This is a genomic window from Pseudomonas sp. KCJK9000 (assembly GCF_046230725.1).
Lineage (GTDB): Bacteria > Pseudomonadota > Gammaproteobacteria > Pseudomonadales > Pseudomonadaceae > Aquipseudomonas > Aquipseudomonas promysalinigenes.
The window spans coordinates 16,495-38,274 of the sequence record NZ_JBJJLN010000019.1; the positions used below are offsets into that span (position 1 = coordinate 16,495).

General features: G+C 59.9%; 20 protein-coding genes. 13 read left to right on the forward strand and 7 right to left on the reverse strand.

What is annotated here, in order from left to right; translation table 11 throughout:
• Positions 1 to 248: 248 nt before the first annotated feature.
• Positions 249 to 1,136, forward strand: coding sequence for a lipid kinase YegS (gene yegS, locus ACK59H_RS10825; protein ID WP_060476642.1), 888 nt, complete (start codon positions 249 to 251; stop codon positions 1,134 to 1,136).
• On the opposite strand, the gene ACK59H_RS10830 is transcribed toward yegS, so the two are convergent.
• From ACK59H_RS10830 to ACK59H_RS10840, 3 genes are all read right to left on the reverse strand, one after another.
• Positions 1,120 to 1,779, reverse strand: a complete 660-nt coding sequence (locus ACK59H_RS10830; protein WP_060476643.1) for a response regulator transcription factor — start codon at positions 1,777 to 1,779, stop codon at positions 1,120 to 1,122. The two genes, yegS and ACK59H_RS10830, sit on opposite strands and share 17 nt — an antisense overlap.
• Positions 1,776 to 2,666, reverse strand: coding sequence for a sensor histidine kinase (locus ACK59H_RS10835; RefSeq protein ID WP_060476644.1), 891 nt, complete (start codon positions 2,664 to 2,666; stop codon positions 1,776 to 1,778). The genes ACK59H_RS10830 and ACK59H_RS10835 overlap by 4 nt, the downstream gene beginning before the upstream one ends.
• 178 nt (positions 2,667 to 2,844) lie before the next feature.
• Positions 2,845 to 3,351, reverse strand: a complete 507-nt coding sequence (locus ACK59H_RS10840) for a hypothetical protein (RefSeq protein WP_060476645.1) — start codon at positions 3,349 to 3,351, stop codon at positions 2,845 to 2,847.
• A 328-nt stretch (positions 3,352 to 3,679) separates the two neighbouring features.
• On the opposite strand from ACK59H_RS10840, the gene ACK59H_RS10845 reads away from it, so the two are divergent.
• Both ACK59H_RS10845 and ACK59H_RS10850 read left to right on the forward strand, forming a co-directional pair.
• Positions 3,680 to 4,609 carry a chemotaxis protein gene (locus tag ACK59H_RS10845; protein WP_409264438.1) on the forward strand — a complete coding sequence of 310 codons (930 nt, stop codon included), beginning with the start codon at positions 3,680 to 3,682 and terminating at the stop codon, positions 4,607 to 4,609.
• 56 nt (positions 4,610 to 4,665) lie between these two features.
• Positions 4,666 to 5,469, forward strand: a complete 804-nt coding sequence (locus tag ACK59H_RS10850) for an MOSC domain-containing protein (RefSeq protein WP_060476647.1) — start codon at positions 4,666 to 4,668, stop codon at positions 5,467 to 5,469.
• A gap of 112 nt (positions 5,470 to 5,581) precedes the next feature.
• Here ACK59H_RS10850 and ACK59H_RS10855 read toward each other — a convergent pair whose 3' ends face one another.
• Positions 5,582 to 7,510: a transglycosylase SLT domain-containing protein gene (locus tag ACK59H_RS10855; protein ID WP_186476731.1), complete on the reverse strand. Its 1,929-nt coding sequence runs from the start codon at positions 7,508 to 7,510 to the stop codon at positions 5,582 to 5,584.
• 220 nt (positions 7,511 to 7,730) lie between these two features.
• On the opposite strand from ACK59H_RS10855, the gene ACK59H_RS10860 reads away from it, so the two are divergent.
• The gene (locus ACK59H_RS10860; protein WP_060476649.1) at positions 7,731 to 9,659 is read left to right on the forward strand and encodes an ATP-binding cassette domain-containing protein; all 1,929 of its coding nucleotides are present in this window, start codon (positions 7,731 to 7,733) and stop codon (positions 9,657 to 9,659) included.
• Between the two features lie 115 nt (positions 9,660 to 9,774).
• On the opposite strand, the gene ACK59H_RS10865 is transcribed toward ACK59H_RS10860, so the two are convergent.
• On the reverse strand, positions 9,775 to 10,215 hold the full coding sequence (locus ACK59H_RS10865) for a universal stress protein (RefSeq protein ID WP_060476650.1): 441 nt from the start codon (positions 10,213 to 10,215) through the stop codon (positions 9,775 to 9,777).
• Positions 10,216 to 10,325: 110 nt separating this feature from the next.
• On the opposite strand from ACK59H_RS10865, the gene ACK59H_RS10870 reads away from it, so the two are divergent.
• The 7 genes from ACK59H_RS10870 to ACK59H_RS10900 all read left to right on the forward strand — a co-directional run bounded on the left by ACK59H_RS10870 (position 10,326) and on the right by ACK59H_RS10900 (position 18,520).
• On the forward strand, positions 10,326 to 10,763 hold the full coding sequence (locus tag ACK59H_RS10870) for a hypothetical protein (protein WP_060476651.1): 438 nt from the start codon (positions 10,326 to 10,328) through the stop codon (positions 10,761 to 10,763).
• A 468-nt stretch (positions 10,764 to 11,231) separates the two neighbouring features.
• Positions 11,232 to 13,379: a fatty acid oxidation complex subunit alpha FadB gene (gene fadB, locus ACK59H_RS10875; protein ID WP_060476652.1), complete on the forward strand. Its 2,148-nt coding sequence runs from the start codon at positions 11,232 to 11,234 to the stop codon at positions 13,377 to 13,379.
• A gap of 31 nt (positions 13,380 to 13,410) precedes the next feature.
• Positions 13,411 to 14,586 carry an acetyl-CoA C-acyltransferase FadA gene (gene fadA, locus ACK59H_RS10880; RefSeq protein ID WP_060476653.1) on the forward strand — a complete coding sequence of 392 codons (1,176 nt, stop codon included), beginning with the start codon at positions 13,411 to 13,413 and terminating at the stop codon, positions 14,584 to 14,586.
• An 80-nt stretch (positions 14,587 to 14,666) separates the two neighbouring features.
• Positions 14,667 to 14,918: a DUF1653 domain-containing protein gene (locus tag ACK59H_RS10885; RefSeq protein ID WP_060476654.1), complete on the forward strand. Its 252-nt coding sequence runs from the start codon at positions 14,667 to 14,669 to the stop codon at positions 14,916 to 14,918.
• Between the two features lie 100 nt (positions 14,919 to 15,018).
• Positions 15,019 to 17,631, forward strand: coding sequence for a type I DNA topoisomerase (gene topA, locus ACK59H_RS10890; RefSeq protein ID WP_060476655.1), 2,613 nt, complete (start codon positions 15,019 to 15,021; stop codon positions 17,629 to 17,631).
• 89 nt (positions 17,632 to 17,720) lie between these two features.
• Entirely contained in the window at positions 17,721 to 18,236 is a 516-nt protein-coding gene (locus ACK59H_RS10895) for a DUF6586 family protein (protein WP_060476656.1), read from the forward strand.
• Between the two features lie 50 nt (positions 18,237 to 18,286).
• Positions 18,287 to 18,520, forward strand: coding sequence for a hypothetical protein (locus tag ACK59H_RS10900; protein WP_027919557.1), 234 nt, complete (start codon positions 18,287 to 18,289; stop codon positions 18,518 to 18,520).
• A gap of 39 nt (positions 18,521 to 18,559) precedes the next feature.
• On the opposite strand, the gene sulA is transcribed toward ACK59H_RS10900, so the two are convergent.
• The gene (sulA, locus tag ACK59H_RS10905) at positions 18,560 to 19,036 is read right to left on the reverse strand and encodes an SOS-induced cell division inhibitor SulA (protein WP_060476657.1); all 477 of its coding nucleotides are present in this window, start codon (positions 19,034 to 19,036) and stop codon (positions 18,560 to 18,562) included.
• 13 nt (positions 19,037 to 19,049) lie between these two features.
• The gene (gene lexA, locus ACK59H_RS10910) at positions 19,050 to 19,658 is read right to left on the reverse strand and encodes a transcriptional repressor LexA (protein ID WP_060476658.1); all 609 of its coding nucleotides are present in this window, start codon (positions 19,656 to 19,658) and stop codon (positions 19,050 to 19,052) included.
• A 212-nt stretch (positions 19,659 to 19,870) separates the two neighbouring features.
• Between lexA and ACK59H_RS10915 the strand changes: the two genes are divergently transcribed.
• Complete coding sequence (locus ACK59H_RS10915; protein WP_060476659.1) at positions 19,871 to 20,578, forward strand: TetR/AcrR family transcriptional regulator; 708 nt, start codon at positions 19,871 to 19,873, stop codon at positions 20,576 to 20,578.
• Between the two features lie 201 nt (positions 20,579 to 20,779).
• Positions 20,780 to 21,778 carry a beta-N-acetylhexosaminidase gene (gene nagZ, locus ACK59H_RS10920; protein ID WP_261745605.1) on the forward strand — a complete coding sequence of 333 codons (999 nt, stop codon included), beginning with the start codon at positions 20,780 to 20,782 and terminating at the stop codon, positions 21,776 to 21,778.
• The last annotated feature ends 2 nt before the right edge of the window (positions 21,779 to 21,780 follow it).

The following is a 21,780-nucleotide window of genomic DNA, read 5'->3' on the forward strand; positions in this document are numbered from 1 at the left end:
TGTCACGGTTTTGGCGGAAAAGTCAAAAAAACGACTTTTCGCAGTAGCTTCTTCCATGATGGCCAAATTTTTGTCGATCATGCTCTCCTTAACAAAACGTTTCAACGGTATTTATGTGAATCTGGCGATTTTTTGATCGGCCTTGAGGGCAGCCGCGCACTCGAATGCCTGATTTGGCATGGCAGTGCAGTATTTCGCTGTTGTTTGTGGTCGAGATCTGCACGCAATAGCCCCAATGGAGAAGCGTGATGACACAGCGCAAAGCGATGTTAATCCTGCATGGCAAGCAAGCCATGAATGAAGCAGTGCGCGAGGCGGTCATCGCTATGCGAGAGCGAGGCTGGACGCTGGATGTACGCGTCACCTGGGAGGGCGGCGATGCCAAGCGGCTGGTGGGCGAAGCCCTGGCGGCAGGCTACTGCCAGGTGATCGCCGGAGGCGGTGATGGCACGCTGCGCGATGTGGCCGAGGCCATGGGCCAGGCGCGTACTCAGGCCAGCCTGGCCTTGCTGCCGCTGGGAACGGCCAACGACTTCGCCAAGGCCGCTGGCATTTCCATGGAACCTGCCCATGCGCTGGCGCTGCTGGACCTGCCGCCGCGTCCCATCGACCTGGGGCAGGTCGGCGACCAGCTATTCCTCAACATGGCCACAGGCGGTTTCGGCAGCCAAGTCACCGCAAGCACCTCCGAAGACCTGAAGAAAATGCTCGGCGCCGCCGCCTATCTGTTCACTGGGCTATCGCGCTTCAGCGAACTGCAGGCTGCATCGGTTCAAGTATCGGGCCCAGGTTTCGATTGGCAGGGTGATCTTCTGGCGCTGGGAATCGGTAATGGTCGCCAGGCCGGTGGCGGGCAGGTGCTGTGCCCTGAGGCGCAAGTGAATGACGGCTTGCTCGATATTGCCATTCTGCCGGCGCCCCAGGAAATGGTCGGTGCGCTGCGCGATCTACTGGCCGGTGACGGGCTGTTCGTGCGGGCACGTTTGCCTTGGGTAGAAATTACCTGCTCCCAAGGGCTGGATATCAACCTCGATGGTGAACCCCTCAAAGCCGACAGCCTTCGTTTTACCGCAGTACCGTCAGCGTTGAACGTGCATCTGCCGCCCAATTCGCCGCTGCTCAGTCGTCCAGACTGATGATCTTTTCGCGTACGGCAAACAGCACAAGACCCGCCACGTCATAGATGTGCAGGCGCTTCATGATCTGCGAGCGGTGGGTTTCCACGGTTTTGATCGACAGCGCCAGCCCCGCGGCGATCTCGCGGGTCGACTTACCTCGCACGATCAGGCGCAGGATCTCCAGCTGCCGCGCTGTAAGGTTATGGCGATCCACCGCTGCCGGCTTACCGTGCTGGGCACGCATCAGCGCTTGATCGATCACGGTATGGGCAATGGCTGGGCTTAGATAGCGCTCGCCACTGCTCAGGGCCGTCAGGGCCTGTTCGAGCTCGGTTGCCGTCGCATCTTTGAGTAGATAGCCATGGGCGCCGCTTTCCAGTGCTCGCATGATCAAGTCAGGATCGGTATGCATTGACAGGATCAGCACGGTACAGGTGTTGCCTGCTGCGCGCAGCTGGGTGAGGGCATCGAGGCCACTGGTCGAGCGCATGGAAATGTCCAGCAGCACAACATCGGGGGAATGCTGGCGTACCATTTCGAGCAGCTGGCTACCGTCATCGGCCTCGCCGACCACCGTGTAGCCGGGAATATCGGAAACCAGGGCTCGGACCCCGGCACGGATCAGCGCATGGTCATCCACCAGCAGCAGTCTACAGGTCATGATGCAAGGTTATTCCTGGCGCGTTCATGGCTACGGGGGGGCCATGGGAACAGCACGTCGATGGTCGTCCCCTGGCCTAGCTGGCTGGTGATCGCCAGGCTTCCGTTGAGTGCGGTTGCCCGTTCCTGCATGCCAGCCATGCCACGTTGGCCGGCTTGGGCAGGGTCGTCAGCCGGCAAAAAGCCCTTGCCGTCATCCTGAATCGTCAGTGCAAGCCCTAGGGGGCTTCGTTGCAGGCGGATGATCAGGTTACGCGCCCGCGCATGACGCAGCACGTTGGTGACCGCCTCCTGGGTGATGCGAAACGCTGCCATGGCAACGTCTTCGGCAATGCCACCCAAGCGTTGGTGGCACTCAAGGCTCCATTTCAAATCGGTGCTTTCCAGCGTGCGAAGCAAGTGAGCTCGCAGGCAGGCTTCCAGGCCAAGGCTGGCCAATTGACGTGGGTTGAGCAGCGCGGATACGTCGCGCACTTTGCCCAGGGTGTCCTTAAGGGTGGCGTGCAGGCTGATGCAGTGGACTTCCAAGTCGCTCGGAACGCGGCGTTGCAGCCATTGCAGTTGCATCTTGGCGGCCGTCAACAGTTGGCCTATGTCGTCATGCAGTTCGCGGCTCAGGTGCTGGCGCTCGTCTTCCTGCACCTTGAGCATGCGCTCTGCCAGCTCGGCCGGGCGCAGGCTGATCGATTTCGCCACATGGCCCAAGTGCCAGCATACGCCAAGCGTGGCCAGCAGTTGCAGTAGCAATAGGCTGGGCGGCAGATCTTGCCCTGCAGCGAAGATTGCCAGATTTGCAAGGAGAGACACCACGCACAGTGAGGCCGTCGCCCAGTGCAGCAAAGTGGCCGGTGAGCGTCGGCGCAACAACATCTTCAAGCGTGGGAACATAGAGTCGAGAAGCCACTTAGTCTTGCGGATGGGAACCGAGCACAGGTCGTTGCACGAACGTTGGCATTGAGCTTGCTACAACTCGCGAACGCGGCTCGAAACGACGATTGGATGGCCGTTAATTGTTTGCGCGCATCTTAACACTTCGGATCGACACCTAGTTGCTCTGCCGCGCCGCTCAGTGGCGGTTACCGTCTTTTTTGCCTGTTGGCCCGGCTGGCACCGTGCCGTATTTATGCACGCAGTCGGGACCCTTCTCGGTGCCAGGCGCACACGTTTGCGAGAATGGCTGATCAAGTACTACCGCCAGTTTGTTCAGCAGCGCCACCTGTTCGCAGGTGTCCAAAGACAGGCTCCCTGTTTGCAGATCGATCAATTCCAGTTGCCAGGCCAGCAAGGTCAGGCAGGCATTGAGTGTGCGCAAGGCGAGGGGGCTCAGGCACTGGTGTTCACAGGCCGGCGCCAGTAATTGATGGAGAGCGCTCGCGTAATGGGCGACTTCAAGCAACCCCAGAGTGCCGGCGCGTCGGGCCAGGGTCTGGAGGGCACGGTTCAGGCACAGGCAGGCATCTGGATCATTGGCGATCAGTTCCAGATGCTGCAGGCATTCCTGTGACTGGGTCAGCAGGACTTGAGCATCCAGCAGGAAGTCCTGCAGGGTGTCGATATTAGAGCTGCTGTCCATCATTGCACTCCGGCGCGGTGGGCTGGAGCAGGGGATGGCGACACCTTGTCGAACGCGGGCAATAGCCTGACTCCATTCATGCAGTGAGAATGGCGTCACATTAATGGCTAAAGGATATCGCGAACATCAGGTTGCACCTGATTGCCCCTAGGGGTTTCCCTGAGGACCCATAGGGTGCGAACTAACAAGGTGTATCGCAGTAAAGCATGATGTTAATGTGATATCAATGAGTCCAGTGGGCTTTTTCTAAGGGGTAAAGAAGCCCGGTAGTGTGCCGATATAAAGCGGATCACTTCATATTTTTCCGCTACAACCCTGGGGGCTTCCGATGGCTGGTATTCTCGACACGGTCGATCAACGCACACAACTGGTGGGTGAGAACCGGCTGGAAATCCTGATGTTTCGCCTGGCCGGCCGCCAGTTGTTCGCAATCAACGTCTTCAAGGTTCAGGAAGTGCTGCAACTGCCCAAACTGACCCTGATGCCGCAGCGCCATGCGTTCGTCTGCGGCGTAGTCAACTTGCGTGGGCAGACCCTGCCGGTGATCGACCTGTCCCAGGCCATCGGTATGCGCCCGATAGAACCGGGGCCGGATAGCACCATCATCGTCACCGAGTACAACCGCTCGGTACAGGCGTTTCTGGTGGGCGGAGTCGATCGGATCGTCAACATGAACTGGGAAGCCATCATGCCTCCGCCTTCCAGCGCTGGTCGCCAGCACTATTTGACCGCCATTACCAAAGTGGACGACAAGCTGGTGGAAGTCATCGACGTTGAGAAGGTGCTGGCCGAAATTGTGCCGTACAACGCCAGGGTTTCTGGCGACAAACTCGCCGATCCGATATTGGCCCGCGCGCGGGGCCGTGAAGTGCTGCTGGTGGATGACTCCAGCGTGGCCTTGGCGCAGTTGCGCGATACCTTGTCACAACTGGGGATGAAGCTGCCCAGTGACGGATTGAAAGCCTTGCGCATGCTCAAAGGTTGGGCCGATGCGGGGGAAAACATCTGTGAAAAGCTGCTGATGGTCTTCACCGATGCGGAGATGCCCGAGATGGATGGTTACCGGTTGACCACGGAAATCCGTAACGATGCACGCTTGCGTGGGCTTTATGTGGTGCTGCATACCTCGTTGTCGGGCAGCTTCAACGAGTCGATGGTGAAGAAGGTGGGTTGCGACAACTTCCTCTCCAAATTCCAGCCCGATCGTCTTGTGGATGTGGTGAAGCAGCGCCTGCTGCTCGATGCCAGCAACGGGTGATCCGGCGGCCTGCCAGGTATAAGCTTGGTGTTTGACCTGAAATGAGGCCGGCAGGGATGTTTCTCAGTGAGTTGTACAGGTACCCGGTGAAGTCTGGGCAGGCGCAATGCTTGCAGGGCTCGCCGGTAGGGCTGCTCGGGTTGCAAGGCGATCGGCGGTGGATGGTGGTCGAGCAGGAGAATGGACGCTTTCTCACCCAGCGCGCCTGGCCGCAGTTGGGGCAATTGAAAGCTTGCGAAAGCGACAGCGGCGAGTTGCTGCTGGAATTGCCGGGGCAGGGTTCTATGCGGGTGGCGGTGCCTGACGCTGATGAGGCGTTACGTGGTGTGACCGTATGGCGTGACACCCTGCGCGTTCCCGACGCCGGGGATGAGGTGGCCGGCTGGTTGTCGCAATGGCTTGGTAAAGCGGTGCGCCTGGTTCATTGCCCTGAGCAGCGAGCACGCTACCTGCCCAGCGGCTATGGCCTGAACAGTGACCGCGCGGCGTTCCCTGATGGCTTCCCCTTACTGCTGATCGGCCAGAGTTCGCTGGATGAGTTGAACCACCGAATCGGTCGCCCCATGGAGATGCTGCGCTTTCGGCCGAATCTGGTGGTGAAGGGGGCGCAGCCGTTCGCCGAAGACGGCTGGAAGCGGATTCGCATCGGCACTCTGGTGTTTCGTGTACTCAAGCCAAGTGTGCGCTGCATCTTCACCACCCTGGACCCCGCCACCGGCGAGCGCAGCCTGGACCGCGAGCCATTGACCACCCTCAAGACATTCCGCGAGCGCGATGGGGATATTCTGTTCGGGCAAAACCTGGCCGCCGATGGCGCAGGTTGGCTTGAGGTGGGCATGCAGGTCGAAGTGCTGGAGTAATCCAGGCAGGCCTCTTCGCGGCTATGCCACAGGTGCCACACGGGCCGTATGGCCCGTGGTTGCTGTAACAGCGAGCTTACCTGCGAAGCCTTCGGCGCTGGTTCAGCGCATGTCACATGTCATCGAAGTAGCGCTCATGCCAGTCCACCAGGGGCTGGGGCACATTCAGCTTCTGCCCATAGATCACCGAATAGGACAGCACGTTTTGTACGTACTGGCGTGTTTCGTCGAACGGGATCGACTCGACCCATACGTCGAAGCTCAGATGCTTGGCGCCTTTGAGCCACTGCCTGACACGGCCGGGGCCGGCGTTGTAGGCGGCGGAGGCCAGCACTCGGTTGCCATTGAACTGCCCGTGCACTTGGCTCAGGTAGGCAGCGCCGACCTGAATGTTCTTCTCCGGGTTGAACATCTGCTGCGGTGAAGCCAGCGGGATGCTGAACTTGCGTGCCGTTTCTTTGGCGGTGGCCGGCATTACCTGCATCAAGCCGCTGGCACCGACGCTTGAGCGGGCGTCCTCCATGAACGCGCTCTCCTGGCGGGTGATGGCGAACACCCAGCTGGAGTGCAGGCCACGGACCTTGGCTTCGCGGACCAAGGTGTCGCGATACGCCATCGGGAAGCGAATATCTAGATCGTCCCAATACTGCGCCTGGCTGATGGTACGAATGGCGGGGAAGTACCAGCGCATGTCGTAGGCCAGGCGTGCCTGAGCGACCATTTCATCGCGGCTGAAGTGGCGGCTGGCATGGTACCACTCGCGGCGGCCTTCGACGATCTGGCCACGGGCGTGAAACTCCATGGCACGGCGAATGCCTGGCGCATTGCGTACTTTGTTCATCAGCTGCGGGCTCAGCACCAAGGGCCGGTTGTTCAACTGATACGGAGTTTTTGCCCGATCCGCCGCCAGGAACCCGTAGAAGTCGCGCTCACGGGCAACGTTCTTATACAGCAGTGGGATCTGTGGGTTGCTCGGCTGGGCTAGCTCCAAACTGCGAGCTTGCCAGTACTTCCAGCGGCTGCTGGCGGCCAGGTCCTGCGGCAGACGCTTGGTGAGTTCGTAGGCGTCTTCCCAGCGGCCCAGGCGCAGCAGCAGGCGTAAACGCCATTCACTGACCGTGTTGTCGCGCAGCTCGGGGTCGTAGCGGGTCATCAGGTCCAAGGCGCGAGGGTCGTAACGGCGGGCAAGGGTCAGGCCTATTTCGCGGGCGATGGCGACCTTCTCGTCACGGGAGAAATGCATGCGCTGGGCATAGTCGTCGAGCATGCTCATGGCACGATCCGGGTCTTGCCGGGCCAAGCGACGCAGGCCAAGGCTGACCACATCCGCCATGGCTTCGTTGGCCGGGGTGAAACGCGAGGGTTGGTTCAGCAGTTCAGGTTTTTGCGCCACATCGATCAGCAAACGGCCTTGCGCTGCCAGTGTGGTCAGGCCCTGTACCAGGCTGTTGGCCAGCGCATAGTTACGTGCCTGTGCTGCAAGCTTCGCGCGGTTCCAGCGTTTGGCTTCGGTGAGCTGACCTTCTGCTGCCCACATGCCGAACAAAGTATCGCAGGCCGCTGGTTGCGACTTGCCCACATTCCACAGTTTTTCGGCGCTGGCAAAACCCTCGGCACGCTGCCCGTGGCTCAACTGATATTGCCCGTTGAGGCAGTCGAGTTCGGTGAAGTTGAGCTTGGGGTCATAATACTTGGCAAAGGTATTCCACTCGCCACGTTCGGCGAGCCACCGCAACCAGCGCAGTTTCATCCAGTTTGCCTGGGGCAGGTCACCGTGCTGGGCCAGGAAACCCTCGATTTCCTCGTTGCTGGCGGTCTTCAGGCGTGCGGTCAGTTCGTCATAGGCAAGGTAAGGCGTCAGTGGATAGTCGCTCAATGCCTGGCTGTAGCGCAGGTAAGGGCCCTTGTCGCCCTTGGCCAGCGCACGCTTGGCTTCGTCGTAGTACTGACGTTGCAGGGAAAGGTCGGTGGCCTGTGCCGCGCTGGCAGTGGCGGCGGTGAGTAGCAGGCAGGAAGCAATCTGAAACAGGCGGCTGCGCATGATACGTCCGGGCAGTTGAACCATGGGGAAGTGACGGCGATGCCAGCACTGATGAAGTCAATTGCCTTAGCTTAGCCGTTTGCCGGCGCCGGGTGATAGCGCTGTGCTTGTAACCGGGCATTAACGCCGACCGGGCGTCGCCCAGGCCGCTGCGCCGGTCAACTTTATGCTTGAAGGGGGCAATTCAGTTAGAATGCGCGCCCGCTTTCTGGAGACAAACATGACCCTGCTCAAATTCAGCGATGTGTCCCTCGCATTCGGCGCGATGCCGCTGCTGGACAAAGTGTCCTGGCAGATCGCCCGTGGCGAGCGGGTGTGCATCATCGGCCGTAACGGTACTGGCAAGTCGAGCATGCTGCGCCTGGTAAAGGGCGAGCAGAAGGGCGACGACGGCGAAATCTGGCGTGCCCCTGGCTTGAAGATTGGTGAGCTTCCCCAGGAACTGCCGGTGGCCGATGAGCGCACGGTGTTCGACGTGGTCGCCGCTGGCCTGGATGGCGTTGGCGAGTTGCTCGCGCAGTTCCATCATCTGAGCCAGAACATCCAGGGCGATGAGGATCTGGAAAAACTCATGCACGTCCAGCACGAGCTCGAGGCCCGCGATGGCTGGCGCCTTCAGCAAGTGGTGGAAAGCACCCTCAGCCGTCTTCAGCTGCCTGCCGACAAGACTTTGGCCGAACTCTCAGGTGGCTGGCGTCGCCGTGTGCTGCTGGCCCAGGCTTTGGTCTCCGAACCTGACCTGCTGCTGCTCGACGAGCCCACCAACCACCTGGACATCGGTGCCATTGCCTGGCTTGAAGAGGCTCTGCGCGGCTTCAACGGAGCTGTGCTGTTCATCACCCACGACCGCTCCTTCCTGCAGAACCTGGCCACTCGCATCCTCGAACTGGACCGTGGCGGGCTGATCGACTGGAATGGCGACTACGCCAGCTTCCTGGTGCACAAGGAAGCCGCCCTAGCCGCGGAGGAGACTGCCAACGCGCTGTTCGACAAGCGCCTGGCCCAGGAAGAGGTATGGATTCGCCAGGGCATCAAGGCCCGCCGCACCCGTAACGAGGGCCGTGTGCGTGCACTCAAGGCACTGCGCGTGGAGCGTAGTGAGCGCCGCGAGCGTCAAGGCCGGGCGAATATCCAGATAGAGGCGGCGGACAAATCCGGCAAGCAGGTCATGGTGCTGGAGAATGTCAGCTTCCATCACCCCGAGGGCCCGCTGCTGGTCAAGGACTTCTCCATGGTCTTGCAGCGTCAGGACCGCATCGGCTTGCTGGGCGCCAACGGTACGGGCAAGACCACGTTGCTGAAGATGATGCTCGGCGACCTGGAGCCAACGGCGGGCAAAGTCGAGCGTGGTACCAAGCTTGAGGTCGCGTACTTCGATCAGATGCGTCACCAGCTCGATCTGGAAAAGACCGTGATCGACAACCTCGCCGAAGGCCGCGACTTCATCGAGATCGATGGTCAGAACCGCCATGTGCTGAGCTACCTGGGCGATTTCCTGTTCAGCCCGCAGCGTGCGCGCACGCCGGTCAAGGCGCTGTCTGGCGGCGAACGTGCGCGGTTGCTGCTGGCAAAGCTGTTCAGCAAACCGGCCAACCTGCTGGTGCTCGACGAACCGACCAACGACCTTGATGTGGAAACCCTCGAGTTGCTCGAAGAGGTGCTGTGCAATTACAAGGGCACCGTGCTGATGGTCAGCCACGACCGGGCCTTCCTCGATAACGTGGTCACCAGCACTTTGGTATTCGAAGGTGAGGGCAAGGTACGCGAGTACGTCGGTGGCTATGAGGACTGGATCCGTCAGGGTGGCTCGGCGAAGCTGCTCGGCGTGACCGAGAGCAAGGGTGGCAAGTCAGAGCTCAACAGTGCGGTGGTGGAGAAGCCCGCGGCAGCCGCGACGCCTGCACCTGCAGCGCCAGTGGCGGATGCCTCGAAGAAGAAGCTCAGCTACAAGCTGCAACGGGAGCTGGAAATGCTGCCGGGGCAGATCGATGAAGTCGAGCAGCGCATGGCCCAGGCCCAGGCAGAAGTGAATGCCCCAGGCTTCTATCAACGGCCGATTGCCGAGACATCGGCGGTGCTGGCCAAGATCGAGGGGCTGCAAGCTGAGCTGGATACGCTGGTGGAGCGGTGGGCCGAGCTGGAAGGCTGAGACTGGTATAGCCGTTGGTAGGTAGATCCGCTTCTACAGTAGCTGCGCAGGTCCTGGGACTGGTGCAGCTACTGTAGGGGCGGGTTTACCCGCGAAGAGGTCGATGCGCGCTACATCATTCTTTTTTCAGCAAACGCACCGCCAGCACATCGCACGGTGCGCCGTGAAGCACGTCATTGGCTGTGGAGCCCAGCAGCAGTGCCAAACCATGCCGCCCATGGCTGCCCACCACGATCAGGTCGCAGTTCTGCTCCTTGGCCAATTGATGGATCTCTTGGCGCGGCTGGCCATACGTCAAGTGAGAGTCGCCGCGGTGGATATCGGGGTATTTGTTGAACAAGCGGTCCATGCGCTCCTTGGCCTGGTCGAATTGCTGCTGCTGCAGTTGCGACAGGTCCATGGGCACATCACCACCAAAAGCCATGGCCATCGGTTCGACGATATGTACCAGCGAGACCTTGGCATTGGAGGGTGCCGCCAACGCCATGGCACGTTTGATCACCGGGTCGCACTCTTCGGTAAGGTCGACGGCGACCAGAAGATGTTCGTAGGACATGAGCTGCACTCCTGACAATCGCGATAGTAGGAAGTATGGTCGCTTTCCTGCAGGTCATCCGTGAAACTGAGTAACCCGCTCATTTGCAACGCTTTATGGAAACTACTGATATGACGGTATGGCTGGTGGTGTCAATCCTTGCGCTGATTCTGAGCCCGCTTTCCTGGTTGCGGTTGTCGCGCAAACAAGGGCAGCAGATGACCCTGCGCCTGGCTGCGCGGCGCATGGGCCTGGCCATGCAGCTGGCACCGACACAGTGGCCCCATTGGCTCGAAAAAGAGCCACCTAGCCCTTGTCCGCAGTACCACCGTGCCCGCCGTAGGGGGCACGAAGACTGCTGGTGTTACTGGCAGGTCAGCCCCGGTATCTGGTGGAACCAATGGAAAGAAGTCTGTGAAGACCCACGGCTGGGCGCGGTTTTCGCGCGCTTGCCGGCAACGGTCTACAAAGTGGAGGCCGATAAACGCATGATCGCCCTGTACTGGAGCGAGCGTGGTGATGAATCTGTATTGCAGGATATTGCCTACGCCTTCGACGCCCTGGCCTGACACCCATAACGACAAAGCGGCAACCCGGTAGCTACCAGGTTGCCGCTTTGTCGTTTCTGCAGTGCAGAAAAGGCCAGGCAGGCCGGGAATTTCATCGATGCATAGGCAGTGTAGTCATTTCCTGCCGGCGTGCACGGGAAAGTTGCAGCGCTCGGCACCGCGTTTGGGTCAATCGTCGCCATGAATGGTCTGCGATCACTGTCATCATGCTTATGCCCTGGCGCTGCACAATGGCTGGAAAGTCGGGTTGATCGGCTTTTCGTGAGCATTTGACAACGCTCGGCATTTCGGAGAATGTAGGCGCACCCAAATCAAACGGGCGTATGAAATGAGCGTTTGTATGTCACGCCGCTCATACGAATCCCGACTATCGCGCCGACGGGTGTGTGCCTGGGCGAGGGCGGCAACGCCGGCTTCTCTCAGCGATCGGTGTGTACAGTTCAGCTTCCATATCGTGGAGATCAGTTGATGATTTACGAAGGTAAAGCCATCACGGTTAAGGCTCTTGAAAGCGGCATCGTCGAATTGAAATTCGACCTCAAGGGTGAGTCCGTCAACAAGTTCAATCGCCTGACCCTGGACGAATTGCGCCAGGCTGTCGATGCCATCAAGGCCGACGCCTCGGTGACAGGTGTGATCGTCAGCAGCGGTAAGGACGTGTTCATCGTCGGCGCCGATATCACCGAATTCGTCGACAACTTCAAGCTGCCCGAGGCCGAACTGGTTGCCGGCAACTTGGAAGCCAATCGCATCTTCAACGCCTTCGAAGACCTCGAGGTGCCCACTGTGGCGGCCATCAACGGTATCGCCCTGGGCGGCGGCCTGGAGATGTGCCTGGCGGCCGACTACCGAGTGATGTCCACCACTGCCAAGATTGGCCTGCCTGAAGTCAAGTTGGGCATCTACCCAGGCTTTGGCGGCACCGTGCGCCTGCCGCGCCTGATCGGTTCCGACAATGCCATCGAGTGGATCGCCGCTGGTAAGGAAAACCGTGCCGAAGACGCCCTGAAAGTTGGCGCGGTGGATGCAGTCGTCGCCCCTGAACTGTTGCAGGCCGGCGCCCTGGACCTGATCAAGCGCGCCATCAGTGGCGAGCTGGACTACAAAGCCAAGCGCCAACCCAAGCTGGAAAAACTCAAGCTCAACGCCATCGAGCAGATGATGGCCTTCGAAACCGCCAAGGGCTTCGTCGCCGGCCAGGCAGGCCCGAACTACCCGGCACCGGTCGAGGCGATCAAGAGCATTCAAAAAGCTGCCAACTACGGCCGCGACAAGGCGCTGGAAGTCGAAGCCGCGGGCTTCGCCAAGCTGGCCAAGACTTCGGTCGCCGAAAGCCTCATCGGTCTGTTCCTCAACGATCAAGAGCTCAAGCGCAAGGCTAAAGCCCACGACGAAATCGCCCGTGATGTGAAGCAGGCGGCGGTACTGGGCGCTGGCATCATGGGCGGTGGCATCGCCTACCAGTCGGCGGTCAAAGGCACGCCGATCTTGATGAAGGACATCCGCGAGGAGGCCATCCAGCTGGGCCTTAACGAGGCATCCAAGCTGCTCGGCAATCGCGTCGAGAAAGGCCGCCTGACGCCGGCCAAGATGGCCGAGGCGCTCAATGCCATTCGCCCGACCCTGTCGTACGGTGATTTCGCCAACGTCGACATCGTCGTCGAGGCCGTGGTCGAGAACCCTAAAGTCAAACAGGCCGTGCTGGCCGAAGTGGAAGGCCAGGTCAAGGAAGATGCGATCCTCGCCTCCAATACTTCGACCATTTCCATCAACCTGCTGGCCAAGGCGCTCAAACGTCCAGAAAACTTCGTTGGCATGCACTTCTTCAACCCCGTGCACATGATGCCGCTGGTGGAAGTGATTCGTGGCGAGAAGTCCAGTGAAGTGGCGGTTGCCACCACCGTGGCCTATGCCAAGAAGATGGGCAAGAACCCGATCGTGGTCAACGACTGCCCGGGCTTTTTGGTCAACCGAGTGCTGTTCCCGTACTTCGGCGGCTTCGCCAAACTGGTCAGCGCGGGCGTCGACTTCGTGCGCATCGATAAGGTCATGGAAAAGTTCGGCTGGCCGATGGGCCCGGCCTATCTGATGGACGTAGTCGGTATCGACACCGGCCACCACGGCCGTGACGTCATGGCCGAAGGTTTCCCAGACCGCATGAAGGACGAGCGCCGCTCGGCTGTCGATGCCCTCTACGAAGCCAACCGTCTTGGCCAGAAGAACGGCAAAGGCTTCTACGCCTACGAAACTGACAAGCGTGGCAAGCCTAAGAAAGTCGTCGATGCCAGCGTGCAGGAGGTACTCGCACCGATCGTCTTCGAACAGCGTGAAGTGAGCGACGAAGACATCATCAACTGGATGATGGTGCCGCTGTGCCTGGAAACCGTGCGCTGCCTGGAAGACGGTATTGTCGAAACCGCTGCCGAAGCCGACATGGGCTTGGTCTACGGGATTGGCTTCCCTCCGTTCCGGGGTGGTGCGCTGCGCTACATCGACTCGATCGGTGTGGCTGAATTCGTTGCCCTGGCCGACCAGTACGCCGACCTGGGGCCGCTGTACCACCCGACCGCGAAGCTGCGTGAAATGGCCAAGAACGGCCAGCGCTTCTTCAACTGAGTGGTCAACGAGCTAGAGCGAGAGATTTGATATGAGCCTGAATCCAAGAGACGTGGTGATTGTCGACTTCGGTCGCACCCCTATGGGCCGCTCCAAGGGTGGCATGCACCGCAACACCCGCGCCGAAGACATGTCTGCGCATTTGATCAGCAAGCTGCTGGAACGCAACGACAAGGTCGACCCGAAAGAGGTCGAAGATGTGATCTGGGGCTGTGTCAACCAGACCCTGGAGCAGGGCTGGAACATCGCCCGCATGGCGTCGCTGATGACCCAGATTCCCCACACCTCCGCCGCCCAGACCGTCAGCCGCCTGTGCGGCTCGTCGATGAGTGCGCTGCACACCGCTGCCCAGGCGATCATGACCGGCAATGGCGACGTTTTCGTCGTCGGCGGCGTCGAGCACATGGGGCACGTCAGCATGATGCATGGCGTTGACCCTAATCCACACCTGTCCCTGTATGCTGCCAAGGCCTCCGGGATGATGGGCCTGACCGCCGAGATGCTGGGCAAGATGCACGGCATCAGCCGTGAGCAGCAGGACCTGTTCGGCTTGCGTTCGCACCAACTGGCCCACAAGGCCACGGTCGAGGGCAAGTTCAAGGACGAAATCATCCCGATGCAGGGCTACGATGAGAACGGCTTCCTGAAGGTTTTCGATTACGATGAAACCATTCGCCCGGAAACCACTCTAGAAGGCTTGGCGTCGTTGAAACCGGCGTTCAACCCCAAAGGCGGCACCGTGACTGCCGGTACTTCGTCACAGATTACCGACGGCGCTTCGTGCATGATCGTCATGTCCGGCCAGCGCGCCATGGACCTGGGGATTCAGCCATTGGCGGTGATCCGCTCGATGGCGGTCGCCGGCGTTGACCCGGCAATCATGGGCTACGGCCCGGTTCCTTCAACCCAAAAAGCGCTCAAGCGCGCTGGCCTGACCATGGCCGATATCGACTTCATCGAGCTCAACGAAGCCTTTGCAGCACAGGCCTTGCCAGTACTCAAAGACTTGAAAGTGCTCGACAAGATGGATGAGAAGGTTAACCTGCACGGCGGCGCCATCGCTTTGGGCCACCCGTTCGGTTGCTCCGGTGCACGTATTTCCGGCACCCTGCTCAATGTGATGAAGCAGAACGGCGGCACACTGGGGGTCGCCACCATGTGCGTAGGCCTTGGCCAAGGTATCACCACTGTCTTCGAACGCGTCTGATCGCGTAGCTGGACAGCAGCCGGGGCCTTGTGCCCCGGTTTTTTGTTTTTCACAGAATTGGTTTCAAGAGGAAGGGCGGCATGCAGATCCAGCCAGGCGTATACCGGCATTACAAAGGGCCTGAGTACCGTGTCTTCAGTGTTGCACGGCACTCCGAAAACGAAGAGTGGATGGTCTTCTACCAATGCCTGTATGGTGATTACAGCTTCTGGGTAAGGCCGCTTGCGATGTTTGAGGAGTCCGTCGAGGTTGACGGCGAGCAGGTGCCGCGCTTTGCTTTGGTCAAGGCCGAAGTCGGGCTGCCAGAGCTGTCTGGCAAGTCGCAAGCGTGAACGACCGCGCTTGACCTCTCCCTGTTGCCACTATATATAGCGGTGCCGCGTCCGGCACCTGACGCGTTTTTCATCTTCAGATTCAGGAATACTCCGATCCATGGGCAAATCGCTGGTCATTGTGGAATCCCCGGCCAAGGCCAAGACCATCAACAAGTACCTGGGCAACCAGTACGTGGTGAAGTCGAGTATCGGCCATATCCGAGACCTCCCCACCAGCGGTTCGGCCAGCGCAAGCAAAGAGCCGGCCGCCAAGCGTGGCAAGGCTGCTGCGGGTGAGGCTCCGGCGCTGTCGCCGAAAGAAAAGGCGCGTCGCCAGTTGGTAGCGCGCATGGGTGTCGACCCTGACCACGGCTGGAAGGCCAAATACGAGATCCTTCCCGGCAAGGAGAAGGTGATCGAAGAGCTTCGCCGCTTGGCCAAGGATGCCGACACCATCTATCTCGCAACCGACTTGGACCGCGAAGGGGAAGCCATTGCCTGGCACCTGCGCGAAGCCATCGGTGGTGACGACACCCGTTACAAGCGCGTGGTGTTCAACGAAATTACCAAGAAGGCGATTCAGGATGCGTTCTCGCAGCCTGGCGAGCTGGACATCGATCGTGTCAACGCCCAACAGGCGCGGCGCTTCCTCGACCGTGTGGTGGGCTACATGGTCTCGCCCCTGCTGTGGGCGAAGATTGCCCGCGGCCTGTCAGCCGGCCGTGTGCAATCGGTGGCGGTGAAACTGGTGGTGGAGCGTGAGCGCGAGATTCGCGCGTTCGTCCCCGAAGAGTACTGGGAAGTGCATGCTGATCTGGGTACCGCCAAGAGCGCCAAGGTGCGTTTCGAAGTGGCCCGTGAGAATGGCGAGGCCTTCAAGCCGCTGAACGAAGCGCAAGCGATGGCCGCGCTGGAAAAACTCAAGGCTTCCAGCTACAGCGTGGTCAAGCGTGAAGACCGCCCCACCAGCAGTAAGCCGTCGGCTCCGTTCATCACCTCCACTTTGCAGCAGGCCGCGAGCAACCGCCTGGGCTTTGGCGTGAAGAAGACCATGATGATGGCCCAGCGTCTGTACGAGGCGGGCTACATCACTTACATGCGTACCGACTCGACAAACCTGTCGTCCGATGCCTTGGACATGGCGCGTAGTTACATCGAGCGCGAGTTCGGCAAGCAGTATCTGCCAGACGCACCCCTGGTGTATGGCAGCAAAGAAGGCGCCCAGGAAGCGCACGAGGCGATTCGCCCTTCCGACGTGAATACTCACCCGTCCAAGCTCAGCGGCATGGAGCGGGACGCCGAGCGTCTGTATGAGTTGATCTGGCGCCAGTTCCTTGCCTGCCAGATGCCGCCTGCGCAGTACCTGTCCACCAGCGTCACAGTGGCTGCAGGGGACTTCGAGCTGCGCGCCAAAGGCCGTATCCTCAAGTTCGACGGTTATACCCGTGTGCTGCCACAGCAAAGCAAGCCTGGCGAGGACGATGTGCTGCCAGAGATGGCCCAGGGTGAAGTGCTCAAACTGTTGCAGCTCGATCCGAGCCAGCACTTCACCAAGCCGCCAGCGCGCTTCACCGAAGCCAGCCTGGTCAAGGAAATGGAAAAACGTGGGATTGGACGCCCGTCTACCTATGCCGCGATCATCTCCACTATTCAGGACCGTGGTTACGTCACTCTGCACAATCGGCGCTTTTATTCCGAGAAGATGGGCGACATCGTGACCGAGCGCCTGTCGGAAAGCTTCTCCAACCTGATGGACTACGGCTTCACGGCCGACATGGAAGAGAACCTCGACGATGTGGCCCAGGGCGAGCGCGACTGGAAGAACGTACTGGATGAGTTCTACGGTGACTTCAGTAAGAAGCTGCTCAATGCCGAGTCTGCTGAGCATGGTATGCGTGCCAATCAGCCGACCATGACCAACATTCCGTGCAAGGAATGCGGTCGGCCGATGATGATACGCACAGCCTCTACCGGCGTGTTCCTTGGCTGTTCTGGTTATAGCCTGCCGCCCAAGGAGCGCTGCAAAGCCACCGTTAACCTGGTGCCCGGTGATGAAATTGCCGCGGACGATGAGGGTGAGTCGGAATCGCGCGTGCTATTGGGCAAGCACCGTTGCCCGATCTGCTCCACGGCCATGGATGCCTACCTGCTGGATGAGAAGCACAAGCTGCACATCTGCGGTAATAACCCAGATTGCCCAGGCTACGAGATCGAAGAGGGCAGCTACCGCATCAAGGGCTACGAGGGGCCGAGCCTGGAATGCGACAAGTGCGGCAGCGAAATGCAATTGAAAACTGGCCGCTTTGGCAAGTTCTTCGGGTGCACCAACCCTGCCTGCAAGAACACCCGCAAACTTCTGAAGAACGGTGAGGCTGCGCCGCCGAAGATGGACAAGGTGGACATGCCGGAGCTCAAGTGCGAGAAGGTAGACGATACCTACGTGCTGCGTGATGGTGCTTCAGGGCTGTTCCTGGCCGCCAGCCAGTTTCCGAAAAACCGTGAAACCCGTGCGCCGCTGGTGATGGAGATCGTGCCGCACAAGCACGAGATCGATCCTAAGTACCACTTCCTGTGCGATGCGCCACAGAAGGACCCAGATGGCCGTCCTGCGGTGATTCGCTACAGCCGCAAGACAAAAGAGCAATACGTGCAATCCGAAGTCGATGGCAAGCCGACAGGCTGGAAAGCGTTCTACGACGGCGGAGCTTGGAAGGTTGAAGACAAGCGCTGAAATTTCAGTGCGTGAATCAGGGCCGCTTTGCGGCCCTGATCATTTATGATGCATTGACCGGCCTTTTAGCCTTAGGGAGGTCATCCGAAATGGCCCAGGAACTCTACACCCGTACCAATCAGAAACTGTTCTTCGCAGGGCTGGCCCTTGAATCAATGGCCAAAGCTGAACAAAGCCACGCCATGAACGCTCAAGGCGTGGTTCAGGCCGAACGAGAGTCAGCATTGTTCCACCTATATGGCGCACTGCTGGGTCTGTGTCATGAAATCGGTGGGTTCTATCGCCTGCCGGTGGTGGCGTCGGTCGAGCAGGCGCTGGATGACGACGCATTGAACGCTATCGCCATCCCGGAAGTGGCCGAGATGCTGGAGCTGGTTCGCCAGCGAGAAACCTGGTTGGCGCAATTGTTGAGTGCTTATAGTGATTTGTTCCGACCACCGGTCGCCATCAAAGCACCGAAAACCGATGTCACCCAGCCGCTGATACAGGCCGTGAATCTCGACAAGGCTGAGCCTGCGGTGCTTTCCAGGGAGTTGCTGGAAAGCTGGCGCAACGATCTTAAAGGCTTGGTGAGACGTTTTCGCGACGCGTTGAGTGAGTGCTGATCACCGCAGTGGCTGTTACACTAGCAGCCTTTCGTGGAGAACTGCCCTATATGTCTACGTCGTTTCTGGAAATTGTCGAGTTGCCTGATGGCCGTATCGAGCTGCGTCGCGCCGAGGATGAAGGCTCCCTGGTAACCCTGGATTTTTCGGAAGACGCCAAGGCGTTTTTGCAGGGCCAACACGTCGAAGTCGCTAAAGCCATGTTGAGCGTTGGCGTACAGATGGCAGGTCGGCTAGTGGATGGCGAGTTGGAACGCGACGAAGGGCCGCGTGTACTGCACTGACCTTCTACTCGTATAGCGCTTCAGGCAAAAGCCTGAATGTCAGCCGAGGCGGACGTTCAGGCTTTTTGCGTTTCCAGTGCTGGCGGCACGCAGCAGTTGTTGGCGAGCAGTCGCATTGACGCAGCCGAGCCAGCTGACCACCGTGTGGCTATGGCCCAGGCGCAGGGCTTGGCAGGCCAATTGAAGCGCGCTTTGATTGCCGTTCGGTTGCAGCAGCAGAATGCGTTCGCGGTTCAACCCAGCATCCCGTAGCCAGGCCTGGGTGAGACTGGCGGGAGGAGCGATCAGCGTCAACCAGCGGGCTTCGGCCTCTTCGCTCAGTTCGCGTAACACCGGTGCCAGCAGGTTCTGGCAATGTTCGGGTGCGCCACGCAGGGTCAGTTCACTGAAAAGCTCAGGATGGCTGTGCTTGCGTGCCTGCTGACTGGCCTTTAGCCCTGGCAGGACTGGCTGGGCCAGGAACGCTTCGAACAGCGGAAGCTGGACTTGTTGATGTGCTTGAATGGACTGCTGCATGACGCCTCCTGGATCAGCGACGAATGACACCGACACTCAAACCCTCGATCACCAGTTCCTGTTCTTTCAGATCGACTTCGATGGGGGCGAACTCGGGGTTTTCAGCGATCAGCCAGACCTTGCTGCCTTCACGCTTGAAGCGCTTGACGGTCACCTCATCGCCGATACGAGCAACGACGATCTGGCCGTTGCGGGCCTCGCGACATGTGTGTACTGCCAGCAGGTCGCCGTCGAAAATGCCGACGTCCTTCATGCTCATGCCGTGCACACGCAATAAATAGTCGGCTCGAGGGTGGAAGAAGGCCGGGTTGATGTTGCAGGATTGCTCGATGTGCTGCTCGGCAAGGATTGGTGCGCCGGCAGCCACCCGGCCAATGATCGGCAAACCGTTCTCTTCGGCTTTGGCCTCGACGCCCGGGATGCGGATGCCGCGGGAAGCCCCAGGGGTCATCTCGATGGCGCCTTTGCGGGCGAGAGCTTTAAGATGCTCCTCGGCGGCATTGGGCGATTTGAAACCCAGCTCCTGAGCGATTTCCGCGCGGGTAGGGGGAAAGCCGTTTTCTTCGAGGCAGCGTTTGATGAAGGCCAGGATCTCGGCTTGGCGTGGCGTCAGTTTCAACATGGCGGGCGCTCTGTCTTTTTATACAGTGACTGGGATTATATACAGTACTGGATACGCTGCAAGCACAATGAATCCTAAATGGTGCAGCAAGGCGCTTGCAGCTCTTGGTCAAGCGCTTTTAAATGGCGACCGCCCAGTCACCGAGCCTTGACAGGAGCAGGGCTGAAACGTATGTTTCAAACACCTGTTTGTCTCTGTCTGGCGGAGTTGTGATGGCCCAATCTGAAACCGTGGAACGCATTCTCGATGCTGCCGAGCAGTTGTTCGCGGAAAGAGGCTTTGCGGAAACCTCATTGCGGCTGATCACCAGCAAGGCGGGGGTCAATCTGGCAGCGGTGAATTACCACTTCGGCTCGAAGAAGGCGCTGATCCAGGCGGTCTTCTCGCGTTTTCTCGGGCCGTTCTGCGCAAGCCTGGAGCGTGAACTGGAACGCCGTCAGGCAAAGCCCGAACAAAAGCCCAGCCTTGAAGAACTACTTGAAATGCTCGTGGAGCAGGCGCTGGTCGTGCAGCCTCGCAGCAACAACGATCTGTCGATTTTCATGCGTTTGCTGGGCCTGGCTTTCAGTCAGAGCCAAGGCCACTTGCGCCGCTATCTTGAAGATATGTACGGTAAGGTGTTCCGCCGCTACATGCTGTTGGTCAACGAAGCCGCGCCGCGCATTCCTCCGCTCGAGTTGTTCTGGCGTGTGCACTTCATGCTGGGCGCCGCGGCCTTCAGCATGTCCGGGATCAAGGCACTGCGCGCCATTGCCGAGACCGATTTCGGTATCAACACCTCCATAGAGCAGGTGATGCGCCTCATGGTGCCGTTCCTGGCTGCTGGCATGCGCGCCGACAGCGGAGTCACCGATAGCGCCATGGCCAGCGCTCAACTGCGCCCCCGTAGCAAAACCGGTAGCTCGACGGTCAAGGCCTAAGGGTGCGCGAGGCAGGGCGCTTGAGCTAAGCTAGCGCCCATGCCTGACCCCTTCGCTGCACGTACCCCATCGTCTGACAGTGCTTTTGCGGCTTTGCCCAAGGGCTGTATGCGTGCGCCTGACTGGTCCGGCCTTGCATCCTTTGCAAGGCGCGTCCAGTGTCTTTGTTCTCGTAATTAAGGATTGCCCATGACTGCCAGCCTGCAAGGCTCTCTAATGGTAGATATCGCCGGTAAGTGGCTGACTGCCGAGGACCGCATGCTCCTGCGCCAGCCGCAAGTGGCCGGCCTGATCATCTTCGCCCGCAACATCGACAGCCCTCGCCAAGTGCGCGAGCTTTGCGCTTCGATCCGCGCCATCCGCCCTGACCTGATACTTGCGGTCGATCAGGAAGGCGGGCGTGTACAGCGTCTGCGCCAGGGCTTCGTGCGCCTGCCTGCGATGCGCGCCATTGCTGATAATGCCAATGCCGAGTATTTGGCCGAGCAGTGCGGTTGGTTGATGGCGACCGAGGTGTTGGCTGTTGGTCTGGATTTAAGCTTCGCCCCAGTGCTGGACCTGGATCATCAGCGCAGCGCGGTGGTTGGCAGCCGTGCATTCGAGGGCGATCCGCTGCGTGCTACGCAGTTGGCTGGCGCATTCATCCGCGGCATGAATGCTGCGGGCATGGCAGCCTGTGGCAAGCATTTCCCTGGGCATGGTTGGGCTGAGGCCGATTCGCACGTGGCGATCCCGGTTGACGAGCGCAGCCTGGATCAATTGCGCCAAGCCGATCTGGTGCCATTCTCTCGGCTAAGCGGACAGTTGGCTGCTGTGATGCCTGCGCATGTCATCTATCCGCAGGTAGACAACCAGCCGGCAGGGTTCTCGCGGCGCTGGCTGCAGGGCATCCTGCGCGGCGAGCTGGGCTTTGAGGGGGTCATTTTCAGTGACGATCTGTCCATGGCTGGCGCGCACGTGGTGGGTGATGCTGCCAGCCGTATCGAGGCGGCTCTGAGCGCCGGTTGCGACATGGGCCTGGTGTGCAATGATCGGGCGGCGGCCGAGTTGGCACTGACCGCGGCGCAGCGTTTGAAGGTCAAGCCGTCGCCGCGCATTGCGCAGATGCGCGGGCGTGGTTTTGCCCGCACCGATTATCGCCAGCAGCCGCGTTGGCTTGAGGCGTTGGGTGCCTTGAGAGATGCGCAGCTGGTTGATTGATC